25 protein-coding genes are annotated in these 22,307 nt (G+C 33.6%); 9 read left to right on the forward strand and 16 right to left on the reverse strand.

Annotation, left to right across the window (positions count from 1 at the left end):
* Positions 1-36 precede the first annotated feature (36 nt).
* Positions 37-1,236, forward strand: coding sequence for a Pycsar system effector family protein (locus HNQ00_RS07435; RefSeq protein WP_173837699.1), 1,200 nt, complete (start codon positions 37-39; stop codon positions 1,234-1,236).
* Here the strand turns inward: HNQ00_RS07435 and HNQ00_RS07440 are convergent.
* The 8 genes from HNQ00_RS07440 to HNQ00_RS07475 form a co-directional block, all read right to left on the reverse strand.
* Positions 1,233-3,596 carry a GAF domain-containing protein gene (locus tag HNQ00_RS07440; protein WP_173837700.1) on the reverse strand — a complete coding sequence of 788 codons (2,364 nt, stop codon included), beginning with the start codon at positions 3,594-3,596 and terminating at the stop codon, positions 1,233-1,235. The genes HNQ00_RS07435 and HNQ00_RS07440 overlap by 4 nt on opposite strands.
* 142 nt (positions 3,597-3,738) lie before the next feature.
* Positions 3,739-4,797 carry a nucleoid-associated protein gene (locus HNQ00_RS07445; protein WP_173837701.1) on the reverse strand — a complete coding sequence of 353 codons (1,059 nt, stop codon included), beginning with the start codon at positions 4,795-4,797 and terminating at the stop codon, positions 3,739-3,741.
* 45 nt (positions 4,798-4,842) lie between these two features.
* Positions 4,843-5,202: a four helix bundle protein gene (locus HNQ00_RS07450; protein ID WP_173837702.1), complete on the reverse strand. Its 360-nt coding sequence runs from the start codon at positions 5,200-5,202 to the stop codon at positions 4,843-4,845.
* Between the two features lie 105 nt (positions 5,203-5,307).
* Positions 5,308-5,847 carry an IS1096 element passenger TnpR family protein gene (locus tag HNQ00_RS07455; RefSeq protein WP_173837703.1) on the reverse strand — a complete coding sequence of 180 codons (540 nt, stop codon included), beginning with the start codon at positions 5,845-5,847 and terminating at the stop codon, positions 5,308-5,310.
* Positions 5,848-6,053: 206 nt separating this feature from the next.
* A complete protein-coding gene (locus HNQ00_RS07460; RefSeq protein WP_173837704.1) occupies positions 6,054-6,647 on the reverse strand; it encodes an HPP family protein in 594 nt (197 codons plus the stop codon).
* Between the two features lie 11 nt (positions 6,648-6,658).
* Positions 6,659-7,939, reverse strand: coding sequence for a chloride channel protein (locus HNQ00_RS07465; protein WP_173837705.1), 1,281 nt, complete (start codon positions 7,937-7,939; stop codon positions 6,659-6,661).
* 141 nt (positions 7,940-8,080) lie between these two features.
* A complete protein-coding gene (gene gloA2, locus HNQ00_RS07470) occupies positions 8,081-8,470 on the reverse strand; it encodes an SMU1112c/YaeR family gloxylase I-like metalloprotein (protein WP_173837706.1) in 390 nt (129 codons plus the stop codon).
* A gap of 1 nt (position 8,471) precedes the next feature.
* Positions 8,472-9,032 carry a sugar O-acetyltransferase gene (locus HNQ00_RS07475; protein WP_173837707.1) on the reverse strand — a complete coding sequence of 187 codons (561 nt, stop codon included), beginning with the start codon at positions 9,030-9,032 and terminating at the stop codon, positions 8,472-8,474.
* Between the two features lie 365 nt (positions 9,033-9,397).
* Between HNQ00_RS07475 and HNQ00_RS07480 the strand changes: the two genes are divergently transcribed.
* Positions 9,398-11,557, forward strand: a complete 2,160-nt coding sequence (locus tag HNQ00_RS07480) for a TonB-dependent receptor (protein ID WP_173837708.1) — start codon at positions 9,398-9,400, stop codon at positions 11,555-11,557.
* A 153-nt stretch (positions 11,558-11,710) separates the two neighbouring features.
* Here the strand turns inward: HNQ00_RS07480 and HNQ00_RS16395 are convergent, their stop codons facing one another.
* Together HNQ00_RS16395 and HNQ00_RS07490 are read right to left on the reverse strand one after the other, a co-directional pair.
* Complete coding sequence (locus tag HNQ00_RS16395; protein ID WP_173837709.1) at positions 11,711-11,863, reverse strand: type II toxin-antitoxin system RelE/ParE family toxin; 153 nt, start codon at positions 11,861-11,863, stop codon at positions 11,711-11,713.
* Entirely contained in the window at positions 11,856-12,098 is a 243-nt protein-coding gene (locus HNQ00_RS07490; RefSeq protein WP_173837710.1) for a hypothetical protein, read from the reverse strand. Before HNQ00_RS07490 ends, HNQ00_RS16395 begins: the two co-directional genes overlap by 8 nt.
* Before the next feature lie 292 nt (positions 12,099-12,390).
* Between HNQ00_RS07490 and HNQ00_RS07495 the strand changes: the two genes are divergently transcribed.
* The 6 genes from HNQ00_RS07495 to HNQ00_RS07520 are packed head-to-tail and all read left to right on the forward strand — an operon-like array spanning position 12,391 to position 16,210.
* Complete coding sequence (locus HNQ00_RS07495) at positions 12,391-13,032, forward strand: hypothetical protein (protein WP_173837711.1); 642 nt, start codon at positions 12,391-12,393, stop codon at positions 13,030-13,032.
* A gap of 9 nt (positions 13,033-13,041) precedes the next feature.
* Positions 13,042-14,388: a histidine kinase gene (locus HNQ00_RS07500; RefSeq protein ID WP_173837712.1), complete on the forward strand. Its 1,347-nt coding sequence runs from the start codon at positions 13,042-13,044 to the stop codon at positions 14,386-14,388.
* Positions 14,388-14,717 (forward strand): 2TM domain-containing protein, encoded by a 330-nt coding sequence (locus HNQ00_RS07505; protein WP_173837713.1) that lies wholly within the window; start codon positions 14,388-14,390, stop codon positions 14,715-14,717. Before HNQ00_RS07500 ends, HNQ00_RS07505 begins: the two co-directional genes overlap by 1 nt.
* Complete coding sequence (locus HNQ00_RS07510; RefSeq protein ID WP_173837714.1) at positions 14,708-15,031, forward strand: 2TM domain-containing protein; 324 nt, start codon at positions 14,708-14,710, stop codon at positions 15,029-15,031. Before HNQ00_RS07505 ends, HNQ00_RS07510 begins: the two co-directional genes overlap by 10 nt.
* A gap of 16 nt (positions 15,032-15,047) precedes the next feature.
* Positions 15,048-15,401, forward strand: coding sequence for a 2TM domain-containing protein (locus HNQ00_RS07515; RefSeq protein ID WP_173837715.1), 354 nt, complete (start codon positions 15,048-15,050; stop codon positions 15,399-15,401).
* A gap of 53 nt (positions 15,402-15,454) precedes the next feature.
* Entirely contained in the window at positions 15,455-16,210 is a 756-nt protein-coding gene (locus tag HNQ00_RS07520) for a LytR/AlgR family response regulator transcription factor (protein ID WP_173837716.1), read from the forward strand.
* Between the two features lie 122 nt (positions 16,211-16,332).
* On the opposite strand, the gene HNQ00_RS07525 is transcribed toward HNQ00_RS07520, so the two are convergent.
* The 6 genes from HNQ00_RS07525 to HNQ00_RS07550 all read right to left on the reverse strand — a co-directional run bounded on the left by HNQ00_RS07525 (position 16,333) and on the right by HNQ00_RS07550 (position 21,111).
* Positions 16,333-16,515: a CsbD family protein gene (locus HNQ00_RS07525; protein WP_173837717.1), complete on the reverse strand. Its 183-nt coding sequence runs from the start codon at positions 16,513-16,515 to the stop codon at positions 16,333-16,335.
* Between the two features lie 212 nt (positions 16,516-16,727).
* Positions 16,728-17,507: a CDP-alcohol phosphatidyltransferase family protein gene (locus HNQ00_RS07530; RefSeq protein ID WP_173837718.1), complete on the reverse strand. Its 780-nt coding sequence runs from the start codon at positions 17,505-17,507 to the stop codon at positions 16,728-16,730.
* 63 nt (positions 17,508-17,570) lie between these two features.
* Entirely contained in the window at positions 17,571-18,593 is a 1,023-nt protein-coding gene (locus HNQ00_RS07535; protein ID WP_173837719.1) for a COX15/CtaA family protein, read from the reverse strand.
* Between the two features lie 85 nt (positions 18,594-18,678).
* Complete coding sequence (locus tag HNQ00_RS07540) at positions 18,679-20,094, reverse strand: CCA tRNA nucleotidyltransferase (RefSeq protein ID WP_173837720.1); 1,416 nt, start codon at positions 20,092-20,094, stop codon at positions 18,679-18,681.
* A complete protein-coding gene (locus HNQ00_RS07545; RefSeq protein WP_173837721.1) occupies positions 20,066-20,503 on the reverse strand; it encodes a GxxExxY protein in 438 nt (145 codons plus the stop codon). Before HNQ00_RS07545 ends, HNQ00_RS07540 begins: the two co-directional genes overlap by 29 nt.
* Positions 20,504-20,541: 38 nt before the next feature.
* Positions 20,542-21,111, reverse strand: coding sequence for an L-threonylcarbamoyladenylate synthase (locus HNQ00_RS07550; RefSeq protein WP_173837722.1), 570 nt, complete (start codon positions 21,109-21,111; stop codon positions 20,542-20,544).
* 58 nt (positions 21,112-21,169) lie between these two features.
* Here HNQ00_RS07550 and HNQ00_RS07555 point away from each other — a divergent pair, with 58 nt between their 5' ends.
* Positions 21,170-22,276, forward strand: a complete 1,107-nt coding sequence (locus tag HNQ00_RS07555) for a glycosyltransferase family 4 protein (RefSeq protein ID WP_173837723.1) — start codon at positions 21,170-21,172, stop codon at positions 22,274-22,276.
* Positions 22,277-22,307: the final 31 nt, after the last annotated feature.

The following is a 22,307-nucleotide window of genomic DNA, read 5'->3' on the forward strand; positions in this document are numbered from 1 at the left end:
AACAATTTCATAATTTAGTAGTATAAAAATTTGTTTATGACCCTTATCGCGCAAGCCAAAGATTTTGTTGGTAAATTACTCAAAGATAGCCTTTCTATTTCATTTACCTACCATAATTTCAACCACACTTTAAAAGTGGTTGAGGCCGCTACAATACTAGCAAAAGCAGAGGGTTTGGACGAATCTGATACTGAGATTTTATTGGTTGCAGCTTGGTTCCATGACACCGGTTATACCATGGGCTGCGCTAATCATGAACAATCTAGTATTACCATTGTTTCTAGATTTTTATTCGAAAATAATAAGGATCAAAACTTTATTGACGCTGTCGCGAAAGTGATTGAAGCTACCATTTATGATCGTAGTCCACGTACGCAATTAGAGAAAATAATTAAAGACGCTGATTACTCCCATTTCGCCCAAGAAAATTATCTCACAGTTTGTGAAAAGCTACGAAAAGAGTGGGAGATTACAAATCAGAAATTTTACTCTGACTTAGAATGGGCAAAAGAAAACCTACACATTATCTCTCAATTTCACGTATATTACACTCAGTATGCCTTAGAAAATTGGCAACCTATTAAAGAAAAAAACATCAAATTGATTCAAGAAAAAATTAATACCGTTACTGATAATGTGGTCCCAACAAATGATGCTGTTAAAGATAATAAAAAGAAGAAAAAAAAGTCTAATAAATCAAAGACGAGTAGAGGAGTAGACACGCTTTTTAGGATTACATTAAGCAATCACACGCGTTTGAGTGGTATCGCAGATAGTAAAGCTAACATTCTACTTTCAGTAAATGCCGTAATTATCTCTATTGCTTTGTCTTCGATTATTCCCAAATTAGACAGTCCAAATAATAGTTACCTGATTATGCCTACGTTCATTATGTTGATGTTTAGTGTGATATCAATCATCTTTGCTATTTTGTCAACGCGACCTAAAGTGACAACAGGTACTTTTACTAGGCAAGATATCGAAGACAAGAAAGTCAATTTATTATTCTTTGGTAATTTTTTCAAGATGCCATTAGAAGAGTATGAGTGGGCGGTAAATGAGATGATGAAAGACGACAAGTACTTATACAATTCCATGATTAAGGATTTGTATTTCTTGGGATTAGTACTAGAAAAAAAGTACAGCTTATTAAGAATTACCTATAATATCTTTATGATAGGTATTATTGTTTCTGTGATTTCCTTTGTAATCGCTTTTAATTCAATTCACGCTTAACTAATCTCATTTAGCAGGTCCTCGTAGCTATACTCTTTATCTGGCACATCAGTGTTGTGTACTTTAATACGTAATGCTCTTAATCCAGATACACCTTGTAATTCTTGAACGTCAAATTGCTCAATCGTAGGTTCTAAAATATTTTTAAATTGCAAAAATTTAATGTACTTTAAATACTCTTTCTCCTCGTAATCGTTAGAATATACAATGGTGATTTTTTCCTTTTGAGTGATGCGTTCAGTAGTGCCTTTTATATTGGCTTTATCAATACGTTTTTTAACTACTTCATAGCGCGCATTATAGGTTCCGTCAACATCAAAGCGTTTTTCATCCATTCTAAAACGAACAGATATAGGCGAACTAAAAACTAGAATAAGCGAGGTCACATCTAGTTCGTAGGGTAAGATTGCTTTCAAGCGATGATGTTCTAATTCCATCTTGCAAAGTGTTTGCAACTGCCATAACCTTAAATTACTCAAATACATGCTGTCAAAAGTTTGCATGGGAGCAATAGAGGCTCCTATGTATAGATTATGCTCTACACCATCCGTTTTAAAGCGCTCAAAATAATGTGGAAATATTTTTTGAGCCTCTTTTTGCTCGTGATCTAATATCGATGCCATCTTTTTATTAATAATCGACATAGCATCATCAAAGTTTTTTCTCGAATGATAAAACAAAGCTGTTTTAGAATCAAGTTCAGAAAAGTAGTTTGCTATCAATACTTTATTGTCTTCATCAATTTTCTCATTTCCTAAAATAGGATGAATCTCTTTCTGTATGTATGCTTGAATTTGCTGCTCTGTATCTGCTTTTAATTCTAAACTTAATTCATTAAAATAACTCTGCATTTCAAATTTAAGTTGCTCTAGCAATGGTACGTTATTGATAGAATTCAATCGATCTATAATATTCAACAATGTATTTAATTGATTCTTTAAATCCTCTTTTACCGTCTCATTGCGGTGTTCAGATGATCCTTTAATATCAATTTGTCCATACAACGGATAGACATCTTTAAAAACAATTTCCTTAAAAATGTAATCTTTATTTTTATTGCTTGATTTTAAATATTTCTCTACTTCTTTTTTAAATTTCCAATAAACGCTGGAGTGGATAGCAGTATACTCCCGTTGAATAACGGCTTCAATTTGGTTTTCTACATCAACATTGTAGCGTTCTATAGTATCTATGACAAATGGAAGTACTAGTTGTAAGTTAGTTGCGTTAATGCTGTTCAAACTTTTAGCATTAGTAGAAACGACCTCTATTATCCCTAGTAATTTTCCGTTTTTAATTACAGGTGAAAAAATGCAACTTCTAATATTTTGTTTTAATAAATGCTCCCCTAATTTTTCATTTCCAGCTATTTGTGCAAAATGAGCCACATTCGAAATAGAAAGTGTTTTTTGTTGGTCAACTACATGTGCGATAGAGCAATCCATAAAAGCACTGCTGCAGGTCATTTCAGCATGATCTGCTAGCAGAAAACTCTTTACATCGTCGTTATTGTATGGTGGTCTAATGAATTTGTCTTCTTCTTCATTGTACATTATTAGACCAACTCTTATATCATTTAATTTAAATATAGATCTAAATATTTTCTCAAACTTTGGGTTGCTTCTTTCCTGATTATCATCCTTTAAAAGTAAATTACTTTTTAGGTTTGAAATTGCACTTTCGGTTGTAGCGTCAAAAAGAGTAATGATACCAAAACCTTTTAAAATCCAACTCTCATGAGGGAATTTTGATTTCCACAAATCAATATCACCATAATTATCGATTAGTTGTTCGATATCTTCGTTGTTAAGTTCTGGAGCGTTAGCTGTTTTTAAAATTTCTATAAAGTCAGCGTTGTATAAAATTCTGTAATGTTTGGTGATTCCGTTCTCGTCTGGAATATCATAAAACAAAGGCTTGGTAATATCAAACTGTTGTTTATAGTGCACATTCAATATCAAGATGCAACTCATGATGTAATATTGATCTGCATCAAAATCACGAATGGTGATATCAAAGGCGCCCCCTGCATTTTTAAGGATTTTCTTAAAACGCTCAGAATAATTGAACATCAAATTTTGAAACGGAATAGTAACCGCTTTAATTTCGTTGTGCGTGAGTAACGTAGGGAACAAGTCAGATAACAGGTTCTTTACTAGCTCTTCATTTTCATATATTACAGTCAAGTCGTTTATTCCTGATTTTAATTCCGGCAGATGCGAGATTTCTTGTAATAGCGATTTGGCGTAAATAGCACGGTAGTCTATATCTGATACAGCAATTTCTTCTAAAGATTCAATCAACTTGTGAAAAGAAATTTCAGTTTTAAAGGGACTTTCTGAGAAAAGATTATAATTCATTGTGGTATTTTAAAGGTATGCAAAATTACAAATTTAGTATCGCCTAGAGCCCATTGGGACAGAATAATTTGCTGTAAAAAAAAGAAGTCCCCATTCACTATCGCGATTGAGGACTTTATATTGTGTTAAGCAATTTTGTCGCTTATGATTTTTGTTCTTTATTGAAATAAACTAAGTAGTAATACATTTGCTTTTCTTCATCCCAACCTTTTTCAACAAATTTCTCAGCACTTTCAGGGTTGATAAAATCCATTTTTATTTGGATGTTGGTATCTAGATTGATCACGTTTTTGATTGATTTGCGAGCATCAGAAACAGCTGCATTTGCAATAGGAAACGAAGTCACATCTTCAATACTGTATTTTTCTCCTTTATCTGTTTTGTAGTTCTTAAATTCCGGAATTAAGTCAGGATTGTCCAATACTTCATTTAAGAAATTTGTTTCTTCGAACTGATCATTCTTAGCAAAATAATTTACAGAACGGTTCATAAACATCACTTCTTCCTTTTTGTCTTCTGCTGGAAAAACTACGTCTTTAGCAAAATTTTGACAGAACTTTAGATATTTCTTGGTGATGAAATTTTCATCTTCAAAGGCATCTACAGATAGAAAATGCTCTAGCCAGTAACGGGCATCGTAGCGGTTGCTGTCTACAGTTAATATTTTATAACCTTCTTCTTTTTTATGATTAAAAATGATACATCCTTTATCTAATTTACTCAGGTTTACCCCTTGTTGCAAGATCATCTCTAAGTGTGTTCCTTTTTCTTCAAACTGCAAGAAGTCAGCTTGTAATTCACTTTTAAAAATCCCAATTGCATCAACAGGAGTGTTGTCAATATTAACGTTAGTTAAATAAGTAACATACACCTCTCCATTTTTAATATGCGGATGATTTGATTGCTCAAATAAATGCTGTGTGATTTTTTTTGAAGTTTCGTGAAGCGTTTCTGGTTTCTCAAAGATTTCAGTCGCAAACTTGAACATATCATTATAATCTAAATCTACCTCATGAGCAAACTGGTAATAGTTTTCCTCTTTTTCTCTAAATGGTTTTAGAAAAAATTCTTTCATAAGTGGCACGATCTCATCATTTAGACTAAAAGGCTGCTCTGATAAAAAAATAGCTTCGTTGCGACTTTTATTTCCTACTCTGTGAATAGAAAGCGTCTCGATGTGTGTGTTGAATAGGTTGATCATCTTTTTGTAGTTTCTGAGATACTTAGTCGGAAAGTTTCTAAGATGTTATTTGTTTTCCTTCAATTTTTTAAGGAACGCAATTAGCATTCTTTCTATTTCTCGACTATCCTCATATAAGTTGTTAAATTCTTCGGTATTTAAATATAAAATGTTCTTAGCGATTTCAAGCTGTGTCTGTAGCTCAAAAAGAGAACCTACGGAAATATTTATAAATCTAATTAATTCGGGGTTACTATCTCTTCCAATACCTTCCGCGATATTACTTGGAATTGAAATAGTGCATCGCCTTAACTGCGACGTTAACCCAAATATTTCTTCTTTGTGGAACTTTTGTGTACTAGTATAAATCTTTGTTGTAAGTGACATGGCTTTTTGCCACACCAAAAGCTTTCTAAAATTGCTCATTTTAATTAATTTATAAGTTTTGAACTTATAAGTTATAAAATAATGAAACATAATATGTGAAAACTTAGCAACTCAGATTCTGAGTAACTTAGCAACTTAATAAAACTAATTCCACAAATCCTCAGAGCCGTAATCCTCAAAGCTATCATCGCCTTCAAACATGTCTAGATCATCTTCGTCTAAACCATCTTCGTAGTCGTTTGCATAATCATCTGCATTGTCTGCTTCAAAGTTTTTCTCCATTGCTTCGTCTGGCATTTCACCATGAGAAAATAAAGTTTCAGGATACAAAGCATTTGCTTCCTGTTCTTCAACAGCCGCTAGCTCAACTAAAAAAGTCCACATGTTGATGAAGTCATAAACATAGATGATTTTAGTGTTTTGATCGTCTAAGATATCTGATAATTTATAATCACTCATGATTTTTTGTTCACCTGGAACATCTCCTGTATCAAAAAGCGAAATCTCATCTTCTTGGTTCCAAGTCTCATCACAAGTATAAAAAGAGGCAACTTCCATACCATCAAAACCAAAAGAATTGAAGATTGCATTGTGTAAATCCTCTAAAGTATCATCATCAAGTATTGCAATATCTCTAAAAATATCTTCCTCGGCATCTAGAATTACTCTGAATTTGTAAACCATAATCTTTGTTTTAATTGAAAGGTCAAAGGTAAAATTTAATTTTAAATATCATCTTGCTGTTGGACCACAGTTTCCGCTTTTGTTAATAAGATTTTTATTGTTCCAGTTTTAAAAAGGATAATAGACTGCTGTTCAGTATAAAAAATAAAGCACCTCATGTGAAGCGCTTTTGTATTATCAATTTTCTAAAATTAGTCTGACACGTATTAATCTTCATTAGTGTTTTTGTGTAATAATTTTCGAAATTTTCGATACCTCTTATGATTAGGGTAATAGCGATTAGGAGTCATATTATTTATTACTATAGCGATAAATAATAAAATCAAGACACCTATTAGCACCGGTGATACAACATACCAGTAGCCCATAGCTTTAATATGAGCAGATCCTGTTACTGCAATCAGAGCAGTTGCTCCTCCTGGCGGGTGTAATGTTTTTGTAATCTGCATTAGTATAATAGCAAATGAAACGGCTAGTGCCGAAGCCAACCACATCACATCAGGAACTAACTTAGCGATTGTAACTCCTACAATGGCAGAAATCACATGGCCACCAACTAAATTTCGCGGCTGTGCTAGCGGACTCTGGATTATACCATAAATCAAAACACTAGAGGCACCAAAAGAGCCTATTAAATACATTACATCAGAGTCTGGTAATGTTTGAGATTGCAAATATGCTAGAACGCCGATACCTAAAAACGAACCTACAAATGACCAAAAGTGTTCTTTAAAATCGACTAATGTTTCCTTGTACAGGATATATTTTGTCTTGCGATAGCTTCTTTTTATTTTTTGCATGAAGGTAAATTTTATTTTGATAAACTTGCTGCATAAGAATAAACCGAATAGGGATAAATACGAGCAGCCGTAAACTTAGCAGTAAAGCTCACGATCGTTAAAGGAAAGAATAATGTATAATCATTTGTCAAACCACAAATCAAGAAAATAGCAGTTATAGGAGCATGAATACTTGCGCTTAATGAGGCTGCCATACCTAATACCATAAAATTCATAGGAATAATAGCTGCATGAAAGTAAGTATTTAAAAATAACGCAATAAACAAGCCCAGAAAAGCGCCAATAAATAAACTAGGCGCAAATACACCACCGTCTCCTCCAGAAAAAAGTGTGGCAGAGGTGACTATAGGTTTTAAAATGATGATACCGATTAGCGAAATTATAAGGGTGCTTGTTAATTGTAAGTGATTAGGATCAGTGAAAATAGTTTTTATTGCGTGGTACCCTTCTCCATACAGTTGCGGAAAGAAAAATAACGAACAGCTTAAAATTACTGAACCGAACACGATTTTATAATAATGACTCTTTATATGATTTAGATTATTCTTGAAAAACAACACGCATTTAGTTAAGTAAACTGCGTTCACACCTGAAATAACACCTAACATAATAAAGTAGGGTAGTGCGTAGTAATGCCACTTAGTGATTGAAACAGCAAATGTAGGTTCCTCATCTATCAAATAAACCAGTCCAAAAGCGATCGTTACAGAAATAATATTGATCAGCAAAAAAGGCTTTGTGATTTTTTTCGAAATTACCTCACAGACAAAAAATAAACCCGCAAACGGACTACCAAATAAGGCCGTAATTCCCGCAGCTATTCCCGCAGAAATTAGTGCCGTTTTATATTCTTTAAAAAAGTTGTGTTTTTGTTGTGCTACTGACCCAATAGTTGCTGTGGCTACAACAGTAGAAACCTCAATACCAGTTGAACCGCCAAAAATCACAGTCAATAAACCGTTTATGAAGTGAGATGCAATTTTTGACTTCGGTAGGTTTTTTGTTGGTGAAGCCGTGCTCTCAAATACTTCGTTTATACCTTTGTTAATTTTTTTATTAAATACATTTTGTCTAATGAAATATATGACTGTTAAACCAAAAACTGGAAATACAAAGATGAATATAGGATGAAGGCTTGCTTGATTGAAAAATATTTGCTCGTAGTGCTCTGTTAATTTCTTAAGGGCTATTCCTAAAAAGGCTGCTAAAAAGCCTATCAGTATCGATACAATAATTAATTTTTGAAGTTTAATTAATTTGATGTTGTCTTTTATAAAACGGGAAGTTTTCATTTATTGTGGTGTTGCAAACCTTGATCAAATAAGGTTTAAAAGGAGTGCAAAATTAACCATTATAAGTAAAACAGCTTGCAATACTAAAAGCTAATTCCCTATTTTAAGAAAGCTTTATGATTGCAATAGTTTTAGAAAACGTTATCGCTCGTAAAACTCGATTGGCAAATCATCAGGATCAGCAATAAAGAAAAAGCGTTTCCCTGTAAATTCATCCACCCGAATCGTTTCGCAAATAATCCTTTCTATAATTAACGCATCCCTGCAAACAGCAACCGAATCGACCTCAAATGCCAAATGACGCAAACCACAACTCTCAGGCCTTGAAGAGCGTTGTGGCGGATTAGGGAACGAAAATAATTCGACCACATAATCACCATTGAGCGCCAAGTCGAGTTTGAATGAATCGCGCTCCTTTCGATAAATTTCCTGAATAATAGTCAACCCTAAAATGTGCGTATAGAAGTGTTTTGACTTTTCATAGTCCGAACAAATAATTGCAATATGATGTATTTTGTTTAATGCGAGCATGTTATTCTTGATTTAATTTCCTGATTACTTTTGCAGGATTCCCCACTGCCAATGAATTTTCAGGAATATCCTTCGTTACAACAGATCCCGCACCAATTACCGATCCTTTTCCAATTGTAATTCCGGGACAAATCACCGTATTGCCACCAATCCAGCAATCGTCGCCAATGGTTATGGGCAAGGCGCTTTCGAGTGTGCGACGCAATTCGGCCTCGAGTGGGTGTGTAGCCGTGTACAATTGCACATTGGGCGCAAAAAACACATTCGAACCAATAACCACCGGCGCACAGTCCAACACCACGCAATTCACGTTGAAGTAGACATTCTCGCCACAAGAAATGTTGTACCCATAATCACAGTGAAAAGGTGGCTCAATATATAAGTTCGCACCTGCATTTGGAATTAGTTCCTTGATGATTTCGCGTGCTTTTTTGGTGACACGATATTCGGTAACATTCAATCGGTGCAACAAGTTTTTGGCACGTCGGCGGTCTTTAACTAGGGTTGCGTCACCCGCATTGTAATAGTCGCCCGCAATCATTTTATCTTTTTCTGTCTTCATTCTTTACTTTTATATTTGGGCATGCCCTACGGTCGGGTTATCCGCTATATCTTTTTTGGGGCATAAAAAGCCCCAAAAAAGGATGCCGCTACTACCCCTCATGCAAAACGCCTTGGTAAATAATTGTATTTAGTTGCAAATATAAACCAAAATTATAGTTGTAACAGTTCTGTACTCAAATCAAAAAAGTAGCTAATCAACAATTGTATCAGCGCAAATCTGCAAAATCTGCGTGCTAACAACTTATTTTTTTTTATCGCCTGCAAAAACGGCAACAACTCATCCTCAAAAATCAACAGTTCGGTTTCTTTAAATTTTTCTGCTTCTAGCGTGCTAGTACTTTTGGAGTATCAAAATCAAACCAAATGAAATCAATCGCAACAACTATCATTTTATTTTTTAGTAGTTTTCTTTTTGCTCAAGCTACCCTTTCAGGAAAAGTAGTCGACAAAAAAGGAAATCCAATCGCGGGTGCCAACATTTACAGCGATGGCACATATGATGGTGCTACTTCTAATGCAAAAGGACAATTTTCGTTCAGCACAACAGTAACTGGGGAACAAGTTCTAGTGGCTAGTTTTCTAGTTTACGAAACCTCCAAAACAGCAATTGATATTGCTAATTATCAAGACAAAACAATCGTTTTAAAAGAAAGCTCCAATACATTAGATGCTGTAGTCATTTCTGCAGGAGTAATGGAATCTGGAGACAAAGCTAGGGTTGCAATGCTAAAACCTTTAGATATTGTTACTACTGCTGGTTCAGCTGGAAATATAATTGCTGCACTGCAAACTTTGCCGGGAACCCAAAGCGTAGGCGAGGACGGCCGACTTTTTGTACGAGGTGGTGAAGCCAACGAAACCCAAACATTTGTTGACGGAATTAGAGTGGCGCAACCTTATAATGCGACCATTGTCAACGTACCCACACGAGGACGTTTTTCTCCCTTTTTATTTAGCGGAATCGCATTTTCTACCGGTGGTTATTCAGCCGAATATGGCGAAGCACTGTCCAGTGTTTTACTTTTAAATACAGAAGATAACCCCGATCAAAACAAAACCGAGATTTCCGTGATGACGGTTGGACTAGGAGTTGGACACACTCAAAAATGGAGCAAAAGTTCCTTAAGTGTCAACACCTCTTATGTGAATTTAGCACCCTACCAAGCTGTGATTCCGCAAAACGTAGAGTGGAACAGTCCTTTTCAATCCTTATCGGGAGAAACCGTCTACCGATACAATTTCAATAACGGAATTCTGAAAGTCTATGGCGCATTCGATGCTTTGAGAATGGATATCAATCAGGAAAATATAAATGGTCCAGATAAAATTAGAATCGGCTTGAATAACAATAACTTTTATTTCAATAGTTCTTATAGTGGCCATTTTGGAACGGGATGGAAAATAGTGAGCGGGTTGAGTTATGGCTACAGTAAAAACCAAATAGGACTAAACTTGGACAAAGTGGCTAACGATGAAAATGCAGCTCATTTTAAAACGAAACTTAAAAAACGATTTTCAAATGCCTTTACGCTTTCGTTTGGAGCAGATTATTTCATTACCAAATTCGATGAAAATTTCACGCTCAATTTAGGTTCAATAAAAACAAACGGCTACAATTCAAATATTGCTGCAGCCTACACCGAAGCCGATATTTTGTTTTCGAAAAAAATAGCAGCCAAAGTCGGTTTTCGAGTATCAAATAATAATTTGCTTGATGAAACATCACTATCTCCACGAATTTCAATGGCGTACAAAGTGGCGAAAAACAGCCAGTTTTCATTGGCATACGGAGATTTCACGCAAAGTCCAAGTGTGGATTATATTAAATATTCAAAATACCATCAATTTGAAAGTGAGAAAGCTTCACACTATATTCTTAATTTTCAATACAGCAAGGACAAACAAACATTACGTGCCGAAGCCTATTACAAAAGCTACAACAATTTGGTCAAATACGATACGCCAACAATTGCATACAATTCAGTATTTAACAATTTGGGATCAGGTTATGCCAAGGGACTGGATCTGTTTTGGAGAGATGGGAAAAGCGTGAGAAATCTAGAATACTGGCTTTCCTATTCCTATATTGATAGTCAAAGAGATTACAAAAATTTTCCTTCTGAAGTGACGCCTGGTTTTGTTGCCAACCACAGTTTGTCATTGGTTACCAAATATTTTATCACCGACTGGCGTTCACAAGTGGGTTTTACAAATTCGTTTAGTTCAGGTCGTCCGTACAATAATCTAAATGAAACCCAGTTCATGAACGGGAATACAAAAGCGTACAATAGTCTCAGCTTTAATTGGGCCTACTTAATTAGCCCGCAAAAAATTCTGTATTTCTCTGCCTCAAATGTTCTAGGGACGCAAAATGTTTTTGGATACGAATATGCAAATAGTCCTGATCTCACAGGTACGTATACGAGACGCGCCATCACACCCACAGCAGATCGCTTCTTTTTTATCGGTTTCTTTTGGACCATTAGCAATGATAAAAAGGACAATCAGTTGAAGAATTTGTAAAGCAGGTAATTACAATTGTAGGGAATCTGGGTTTTGTCTTGTATCGTAAAGTCGCAAAACTTTTATCCTTGAATTAGTCTCTCTATAATAAAGCGTATTTTGTTTAGTTATCACACATTTTCTTATCTGGAACTCTGTATTTATAAAAGGAAATTACTTTGGGTTATTTCGAATTAAATCAATGCAGAAATCTAATTTATTGATAAATTGAGTGCACACATTTTTATTCCATCGAATTTCTAAATAATCAAGAATTTTCGCAAAATCATCTTCTGCAAGAGACGACCATTTGATGGTTCTACGCATGCTTTTTTCTGAATTTGTCCATGATGGATTGATGGTCAATACCTTCTGATGAATCCAATTCTTCAATGGCTTCTAATAAACCACTTTGTTGCATTTGCGATAATGAATTCCATTCTTCGGTGTCATTTTCTTTATTTAGAAAATTAAAAAGCAAGCCATAAACTTGTTCCAATTTGGATTGATCCAAAGTGTCGATTTCTCGGAATAGTTTTAGTTTTATTTCGGCTGTACTCATGAGGATGTTTTTATCAAATTTACAAAAAAATCAATTGAATAACTAAAGTATCTAAAACATTACAATCTGAAAAAGAATATCTAATAGAGGTTCATCTGCAACGAGTTTTTATTACTACCACAAATCAAAATCTTAGTAATTCAGAAACTAAGCATCTCAGCTACTTTAAAAAAACAACAACTCATCCTCAAAAATCAACAGTTCGGTTTCTTTAAATTTTATTCGGAAATAAACAATCCTATTTTTGAATAAGAAATCAATACACAATCAATTATCATAAAAAATAGAAATCATGAAAAAAATTATCATCACCATCGCATTAAGTATCGTTACATTTATCTCAGCGCAAAGCCAACAAGTTCCAACTGGAGGACAATACGAACAAGGAATGGGTAAAGCTTTCGGACTTTGGAAAAAAGGAAAAAATACCGAGGCTTCGGATTTATTCGAAAGAATCGCCGCTGCTGAACCCACCAAGTGGTTGCCCAATTATTACGTAGCTTTGGTAAATACAACTGCAGCTTTTGGCATCAAAGACAAGGAGAGTATTAATGCACTGCTTTTAAAAGCACAAAATGCACTGGATCTTGAAATGACAAAAGACCAGAACAATGCCGAACTTTATGTGATGCAAGCCATGATTAATACCGCTTGGATTGTGTATGACCCAATGACAAACGGACAAAAATTATCTGGACCAACAATGGGATTGTATGCAAAAGCAGAAGCATTAGCACCGAATAATCCAAGAGTAGTGTTCTCAAAAGCAGAGTTCGAAATTGGAAGCGCTTCTTTCTGGGGGAAAGATACCAAACCAATGTGCGCACAAATTGACAAAGCCATTGCACTTTTTGCTACTTTTAAACCAGAAACAGTTTTCGCTCCAAATTGGGGATTAGACAGAGCAGTAGAAGCTCAAAAAAAATGCAAATAATTATAGAAAATGAATCCAAGTAGATTTTTAAAAGAACTCCCAAGAGCACATCTTATTTCGTTTTTAATATTTATTGTCTTGGTAACTATTCCGGTTTTGAATGGCGGAACAATAACATTCGATACACATTTGAAAGTCAATTTTTTCTACACGATGTTGTATGGGATGGTTTTATATTACGGTAATGCTATTCTCTATATATTTCTAGATTCGTTTTTTGAAAAAGGAAGGTATAGTTTAAAAAGAGTTATTGTAGGTTTCTCAACTTCTTTCGTTCTTACTTTATTTCTAATTTTATTATTGCGAATATTTGAAGATGTAATCATCGAAGAAAGTACTTTGACGGATTTTTTTCAAAATGAATCTGCTTCTAACTATGTAGTAGCTTCTGTAGTAACATTTGTGGTCTTACTAGGTATTCATGGCTTGTATTTCTATAAAGCATACAATGAAAACAAGGTAAAAGAACAGAAGATTATTGCGGGAACGGCATCGGCTAAATTCGAAAGTTTAAAAAACCAAATCGATCCTCATTTCCTTTTTAATAGTTTGAATGTATTGAGTTCGTTGATTGAAGAAAATCCCGAAAATGCACAGCGTTTTACAACTTCATTGTCTAAGATTTACCGATATGTTTTGGAGCAAAAAGACAAAGATTTAGTCTCGGTAGAGGAGGAGTTGGCCTTCGCCAAAACGTACATGAACTTACTAAAGATGCGATTTGAAAACAGTTTGTTTTATGAATTGCCTGATAATAATAATAATAATCCAGAAGCCAAAGTGGTGCCGCTATCCTTACAGTTGTTACTGGAAAATACAGTAAAGCACAATGTGGTTAGTGAAAAGCGTCCTTTACACATCAGGATTTACCTGAAAGAAGGGTATTTGATAGTCGAAAATGATTTTCAAAAGAAAGAAGTATTACAAAATAGACGAGGTGTAGGCTTGCAAAATATCATCAATCGATACGGCTTAGTTACTAATAGAAAAGTACTTATTGAGCAAACGGATAGAGTATTTGCAGTCAAAATACCAGTATTAACAAAACAAATTTCAACCATGGAATCAACAGCAGATCATAGCGAAAAAAATGCTTATTATAGAGCAAAGAAAAGAGTTGAGGAACTTAAAGGATTTTATGGTAATCTTATATCATATTGTTGCGTAGTTCCTATAATTATTTTTATTAATTTGAGATTCTCTCCACAATTTCATTGGTTCTGGTTTTCTGTTGGAGGTTGGGGTTTTGGAGTCATTATGCATGCTTTTAAAGTGTTTGGGATCAACCCAAACTGGGAAGAACGAAAAATTCAAGAGATTTTGAATAAGTCTGATAATAATAAAAAATGGAAATAATGATAGAGACAAATCAGAACAGCGATATACAAAATCATAGCTTTGAGCTAGCAAGAAATAAAGTCCAAAAATTAAAGACTTTCTACATACATTTTATAATTTATTTGATTGGATTAAGCTTTTTTATTTTGAAAGAATATTTTAAAATTGGATTTACTGTTTTTCCATTCAATCAGCTGAACTCCTTTGTTATGGCTATTTGGACAGTTGCTTTTTTAATAACCTTGGTTGATACGGTGGTGAGTTTTGTATTATTTGGAAAAAAATGGGAAGATCAAAAATTAGCGCATTTTATGAAGGCAAGTAATAAAACTCAAAAATGGAAATAGTCATGGAAAATAAATATGTTAACGAAGATCGCTATTACAAAGCTAAAAAGCGCGTCGATGAGATAAAAGGATTTTACGGCAATTTGATCAGTTATATTGCTATTAATTCATTTCTCATAGTTCTTAATTTAACGACATCACCTGAGTATCTATGGTTTCTTTGGCCTTTACTATGTTGGGGTGTAGGAGTTTTTATTCATGGAATGGTGACATTCCGTTTTATGCCGTTTCTAGGTAAAGATTGGGAAGATAAAAAAATCAAGGAATTTCTAGAGAAAGAAAAACAAAACGGGCCTAAAAGAAATTGGCAATAACATAAATAATAATAAGATGAGACGATATAGACGCAGTAAATATGATAATTATATAGTTGATGAGAATAATCCAGATGCGCGTTACAATATGGCGTATAAAAGAATGAAAAGAATTAAAGGGTTTTATATTCATTTATTGATTTATGTTCTAATAAATGGGTATAATCTTACTTCAATTTTTAATCATAGCAGTATTAATGAAGGCGTCTTCTTAAGATGGGAAACATGGAGCACGCTGGTCTTTTGGGGAATTGGACTAGCGGCACACGGTTTGTCTGTTTTTGGAGGAGATTTATTTTTTGGTGCAAACTGGGAAGAAAAGAAAATTCAAGAGTTTATAGATAAAGATGCGGCTACAAAATGGGAGTGATTTTTGTAGGAAAAGCAATTTTAAGTTAACTACTAATTAATAAATTTTTCAAATTGAAAACTATAATAATTGAAGACGAAAAACCAGCTGCAAGATTGTTGCAACGCAAACTCGAAAAGCTACAAATAAAGGTCGACATACTGTTGCACTCTGTTGAGGAAGCGATCGAGTGGTTTACCAAAAACGAGCATCCAGATTTGATATTTTTAGACATCCAATTGTCGGATGGTTTGTCTTTTGAAATATTCGAAAAAATCGAAATTAAAAGTGCTGTAATTTTTACCACAGCCTATGACGAATTTGCATTACGAGCATTCAAATTAAACAGTATTGACTATCTTTTAAAACCCATTGATGAGGATGATTTAATTATGGCAGTTGCCAAATATAAAGATCGGGTACCTAAAAAAGAAAAACTGCAACTGGACTTTGATGAAATTAAAAAGGTGCTTGCCAATCCATTTGAAAAAGAATTCAAAAAAAGGTTTACTGTAAAAATTGGACAACATTTAAAAGTGATAGGAGTGGAGGAGGTAGAGTGTTTTTATAGTGAGAACAAAGGAACCTATCTTCACACATTTGATAATCGAAATTACCTAATTGAGACGACTCTGGAAATCTTAGAACAGGAATTAGATCCTCAGAAATTTTATAGAGTAAGCCGCAAATTTATTGTTCCAATTGCCGCAATTAAAGAAATTGTCTTATATAGCAATTCTAGATTAAAAGTAATTTTGCCTTCGTATAATGAGGAGGATGTTGTGGTGAGTAGGGAGAAGGTTTCTCAATTTAAAGACTGGATAAACTGATAGTAAATAGGATCAGTTAAATACATAAAAAAGCGGTTTCAAAAAGTGTGGTTTTCTGTTTTCTTCAAAACAAAAAATGACGTTCTTTTTAAAACCGCTTTCTATTTCTAACTGGCATTGTTTTACTCAAACAACGACTGGATTTCTTTTTTAGTCTTACCTAATTTTTGCTGTAGTTTACCCCACATTTCGTCTTCTTGTCCATCTTCATATAACAAGTCGTCATCTGTTAGGTCAGCATATTTTTGTTTTAACTTTCCTTTCATTTCGTTCCAATTTCCTTTTAATTCTTCTGAGTTCGGCATAATAATATAGTTTATGTGATTGTTAATATTGTTATGTCAAAGGTGGGAATAAATGAAGCAAAACCTGTTACAGTATTTATAGAATTAGTTATAATATTGTTAGAGTATCACTATGTTTTTATCGTTAAATAGATTAATGTTTTGCTTTAGATTGTAATATTTAAAACATTGGTAAACAATAATATAAACATACAGTATAGATTTTTTCTATTTTATGTTTTTGCTCTAAAAAGTAATTTTCGAAGGCTAATTAATACTGCGATAAACATGGTATAACCAATGAAGAAGGGCATTACTAGATTTACTTGGTTTAAGACTAATAAGACTGCCATTATCAGTAATTGGAATCCTAATCCGTAAATTGAAACAAAGGTCATGAACCAGTTTGGGAACGTTTTTACTTTGTAAGCATCACTATCTAAGGCGTGAATTATTTTGTCAAATCCACCGTAGACTACGGTGTAAATTTTGAATAGAATATCAACAGATTTTTGGCTTTCCTTTCCAAGTGCTCTTGGTGATTTGTATTCAAATACTTTACTTGTTGTGTCTCCTCCTACTGATTTGTTACGTAAGATAACGTAGTAATAATTGTATAATGTGCCTTGTAATTGGATACAAAAAAAGGCTCCTAAAGTAGCTATGAAAGTGCTTTCAGATACATAGCAAAAGGCGCTTAAAAAGAAGAAGTTTAAGAAGATGTCAAACACGCTGTCAAGATATCTTCCAGTGTAAGATGGTGTGTTTTTTAATCTAGCTAGTTCACCATCGGCGGCATCAATACCTGATTTTAACACGATGAAGAATGCCGCTAAATAATAGTGATTATAAAGAATGCAGTACACGGCAATCATCCCTGAAACTCCAAAAAGGAGTGTAACATGAATAGGTGTAAAGCGTGTACTTTTTAATAGATTAGCGAGCATTTTTCCAAATGATCTCCCGTAATCTGATAAGTCAATAAAACGATCCTGCGATGCAAGTTTAGACATTTATTTGTGTGAACAAGTAGAAATGTGACAATATAGTCAAAGTGTAAAAAGGCTATTTAATACCTACTTAGATAATCGATGTAAGGTATAAGTCATAGCTGATAATAAGAAAAAAGCATTAATTTGGTGTGCTAGTCCTAACCATAGTGGTACGCCATATAGTAATGTAAATACACCTAGTGCAAATTGTAGAAACACCAAAATTACCAGTAAATTGATTCCCACTGCTTGCCCTTTATTTAGCGTTATTTTGCGACTTTTGTAATACAGTAATACCATAAATGCAACCACTGCATAAGCTAATGTTCTATGGATAAATTGCACGCCACTTTTACCTTCTGTAAAGCTCAGTAAAAGATTTTTTTGTTCGATAAAAATACTATCGTGCATGAATTGTCCGTCACTCATTAGTGGCCAGTGATTGTGAATTAAGCCCGCATTTAAACCCGCAACAAATCCTCCGTAAATGATTTGTACCAATAAAAAAACAAGTGCAAATCGCGCTATTTTTTGTAGGAATTCGATAGGTACATTTCTCTCTGGATAGAGTAAGTCTAATGCTACCCAAAAAGTATAAGCAAAGGTTATAAATGCAAAAGTAAGGTGCAGCGCCAATCTAAAGTGGCTCACATCTGGATTGTCTATAAGTCCGCTTCTCACCATGAACCAACCCAAGAATCCTTGAAAAGCACCCATTCCTAGTAAGACGATGCATTTATTAATGGTAGGTTTGTCGAGCTTCTTTTTAAATAAAAAGTAGAAAAATGGAATCAAGAATACTAAACCTATTATGCGGCCGATAAAGCGGTGAAACCACTCCCAAAAGTAAATAAATTTGTAATCAGATAATTGAAAATCATTGTGAATGTTGATTTTTTGATATTCTGGAAACTTTTTATACTGATCAAATGCTTCTTGCCACTTGGCGTCTGTTAGTGGCGGAAAAGTGTCTGTAACTAAGTGCCAATCGGTCATTGAGAGACCTGAGTTTGTTAATCTTGTAATTCCGCCTACAGTCACCATTAGGAATAATAAAACACAACCTGATAGTAACCAAATTATAACTGATTTATTCGCTTTTTTCATTTTTAAAAGTAATTATCCTTATAAGGAAGATCTTGTATTTAATTAAACAAAGATACCGTATAATAGGCAAAATGTTAATTCAACATTAGTTAATCTTTAAGCCTAGCTTATTTGCTTTTTTAAGCATGAAGTCATAAGCCGCCTGATATTCATTAGCGATTACACCTTCTAAAATTGCCTCTTTTATGGCTTCTTTTATCATTCCAATTTCTTTTCCTGGTGTGATATTGAAGATTTCCATTATTTCTTCTCCAGAAATTGGTGGCTGAAAATTACGCACATGATCACGCTCTTCAACTTCAACAATTTTGTTTCGAACAATGATAAAATTGTTATGGTACTTCTTGAATTTATTGGCATTTTTAGTAGTGATATCTGCCTCGCAAAGTGTCATTAAATCTTCGACATCTTCTCCTGCATCAAAAACTAACCGACGCACAGCCGAATCAGTTACTTCATCCTGAGAAAGCACAATAGGGCGTGAGCTCATCATAACCATTTTCTGGACAAATTTCATTTTTTGATTTAATGGCATGTGTAAACGTTCAAAAATTTTCTTAACCATTTTTCCTCCTAGAAACTCATGCCCGTGAAAGGTCCAACCTTGTTTTTTGTTGAAACGTTTTGTTGGTGCTTTTCCTATATCATGTAGTAAAGCGGCCCAGCGAAGCCAAACGTCATCTGTATTTGGACATATATTGTCAACTACTTCTAGGGTGTGATAGAAGTTGTTTTTGTGTGTCTGGCCTTCAATTTCTTCAACATTGTTTAATGCTGTTAATTCAGGTAATAGTAGGTCTAATAAGCCTGTTTTATATAGTAATAAAAAACCTGTAGATGGTTTAGGTGTCGAAAGGATTTTATTTAATTCGTCTACTATTCTTTCGCCAGATATGATTTTGATTCGTTCTGCATTTTTAGTAATTGATTGTAACGATTGCTCTTCGATTTCGAAATTCAATTGATTGGCAAAACGTATGGCGCGCATCATTCTTAAAGGATCGTCAGAGTAGGTAATATCAGGGTCTAACGGTGTTTTTAATATTTTGTTTTCAATATCTTTTAATCCGTCAAAAGGATCTAATAAATCCCCGTAATTAGCCAAATTTAAAGAAATTGCTAATGCGTTTATAGTGAAATCTCTACGGTCTTGATCGTCTTGCAAAGTTCCGTTTTCTACAACGGGATTGCGACTTTCAAAATGATACGATTCTTTACGAGCACCTACAAATTCAATTTCGGTATCTTCAAAACGCAACATAGCGGTACCATAGTTCTTAAAAACTTGTACTTTAGGTTTGTTAGGTATTAATTGAGATACTTTCAGTGCTAATTCGATTCCGCTTCCTACAGCAACAACGTCAATGTCTTTCTTAAAATCTCTTCCTAATATAAGATCTCTCACAAAACCTCCTATAACGTAGCTGTCTACATTAAGTTCTTGAGATGCTTGAGAGATGATTGAGAATATTTTATTTTGTAATGCTTCTTTGTAATTCATAATTTTCTACCGCAAATTCGCAAATTATTTTTTTTGAATTTATAATACGTTTGTATTCTAGGGATGTTAAATTGAAATTTGCAAGTATGGCTAATTTATAATTAGATACTTTTAAATAATTTAGACATTGATTTAAATGGCTATTATTGAAACAGTCCACAGTTTTTATTTCTAGTATAATTTTGTCTTCAATAACAAAATCAGCATAGAACTTATGTTTGAGCGTTGTATTTTTATAATTAACTGCAAATTCTTTTTCTCTCTGATATGGGATATTTTGCTCTTGAAATTCATATTCAATCGCATCCTTATAGACAATTTCGGAAAATCCTTTTCCTAAGTTTTTATGGACTTCAAATAGGATCCCGATAATTTTATAACTTTCATCTTTGAATATATATTCCTCCATAAAATTTATAAAATAATTTGTGAATTTGCGGTCAAAAGCTATTTACGAATCACTTTTACCTGCGAATCACTTGTTAATTTGATAATTGTTGACGGTTTGCCAGCAATTTTATCGCGTTGCAAATTTACAACATAGTCCACACCTTTAATAATCTCAGGGTTGATTTCTTTGAAACTTTTTGGTGTAGGTTGTCCAGAAATATTTGCTGATGTCGAAACTAATGGTTTTTTCATTCGTTCTAATAGCTTAAAACAGAAAGGTTCTTTAATAATTCTTACACCTAAGGTTTTATCTGTTGCAATTATATTTGCAGCTACATTTCTAGGATTGTCTAAAACTAGGGTAGTGGGATTTTCTGAAAAATCTAATATTTGCCAAGCCACTTCAGGAATGTCATTAAATACATTATACATCATCCTTTCACCATTCATCAAAACGATCATGCTTTGTGTTTCGGCTCTTTGTTTTAGCTTGTATATTTTGGCTACAGCCTCAGGATTTGTTGCATCACAACCTATTCCCCATACTGTGTCAGTAGGGTATAAGATGATTCCGCCATCCTTGATAACTTCAAATGCTTTCTGGATCTCGTCGTTAAGATTTTCCATTTATTATAATTGTAGTTTGTTTGACAAGTTTATATTTGCAAAGAAACGAATAAAAATTATGAAAATATTACATATTTCAGGAGCAAAAGTATGGGGAGGTAATGAGCAGCAAATTATATACTGCATTCCTGAACTTGAAAAACTAGGATGTGAAAATGTTGTTTTTGGAATGGGGGAGTCAAAATTAGAAACTGAATGCTTTTCTAAAGGCATTTCCTTTATCCAAGTAAAGGGTGGTAAATTAAATAGTTTTAAAAATGTTGCTTATTTTGCATCGTTGATGAAAATTGTTAAACCAGATATAATTCATCTTCACACCAGTAATTCTCTTACTTTTTTTATAATCGTTAACTTAATTTATAAATTAAAAGTTAAATGTGTTTTTTCTAAGAAAGCTGTAAGTGCAAGTAGTAGTTTTTTGAGTAAGTATAAATATAATTCTTCAGGAATTGATTCAATATTTTGTGTTTCAGAATCAGTTCGAATTGATTTTTCTAAAATACTTTCTCATGAAAATAAAAAGAAGGCAATTGTTATTCATGACTGTGTTTCAATGAGTATTCTCGATACTATTTCTTCAATAGGGTTAAGAGAACAATATTCAATCTCAAAGAAGCGAAAAATTATTGGTAATATTGCTAATCATACGGATGCGAAAGACTTAATTACATTAATTAATGTCGCTGATTATTTAGTTAATCACTTGAAGATTACAAACATTGTGTTTTTTCAAATTGGAGAGTTTTCGAAGTTAACCACAAATTTAAAAAGAATGGTTCAAGAGAAAGAGCTGGATAATTATGTGATCTTTACTAATAAAATTGTAAATGCTTTTGCCTTAAACTCACAATTTGATTTGTTTTTGATGACTTCGCAAAGAGAGGGTGGGCCAACATCAGTACTTGAAGCAATGCTAATTGGAACTCCAATTGTTTCTACAAACGTAGGAGTAATTCCTGATATTATTATAAGTGGTTTGAATGGATACTCTTCAGAGGTTAAAGATTTCAAAGACTTAGCTATTAAGATAAATAATGTTTTATTTGATGAAAATTTGAAAAAACTATATATAAATAGGTGTAAGGATATTATCTTTGAGAGATTTACAGCATCTCTTATTGCTACAGAAACTTTTAGAGAATATAGAAAAATTTTATCTGTTTAGATTTAATTTTTTTTAGCTTATTTTCTAAATT

The sequence above is a fragment of the Flavobacterium aeripolare genome (assembly GCF_013294025.1).
Classification (GTDB): domain Bacteria; phylum Bacteroidota; class Bacteroidia; order Flavobacteriales; family Flavobacteriaceae; genus Flavobacterium.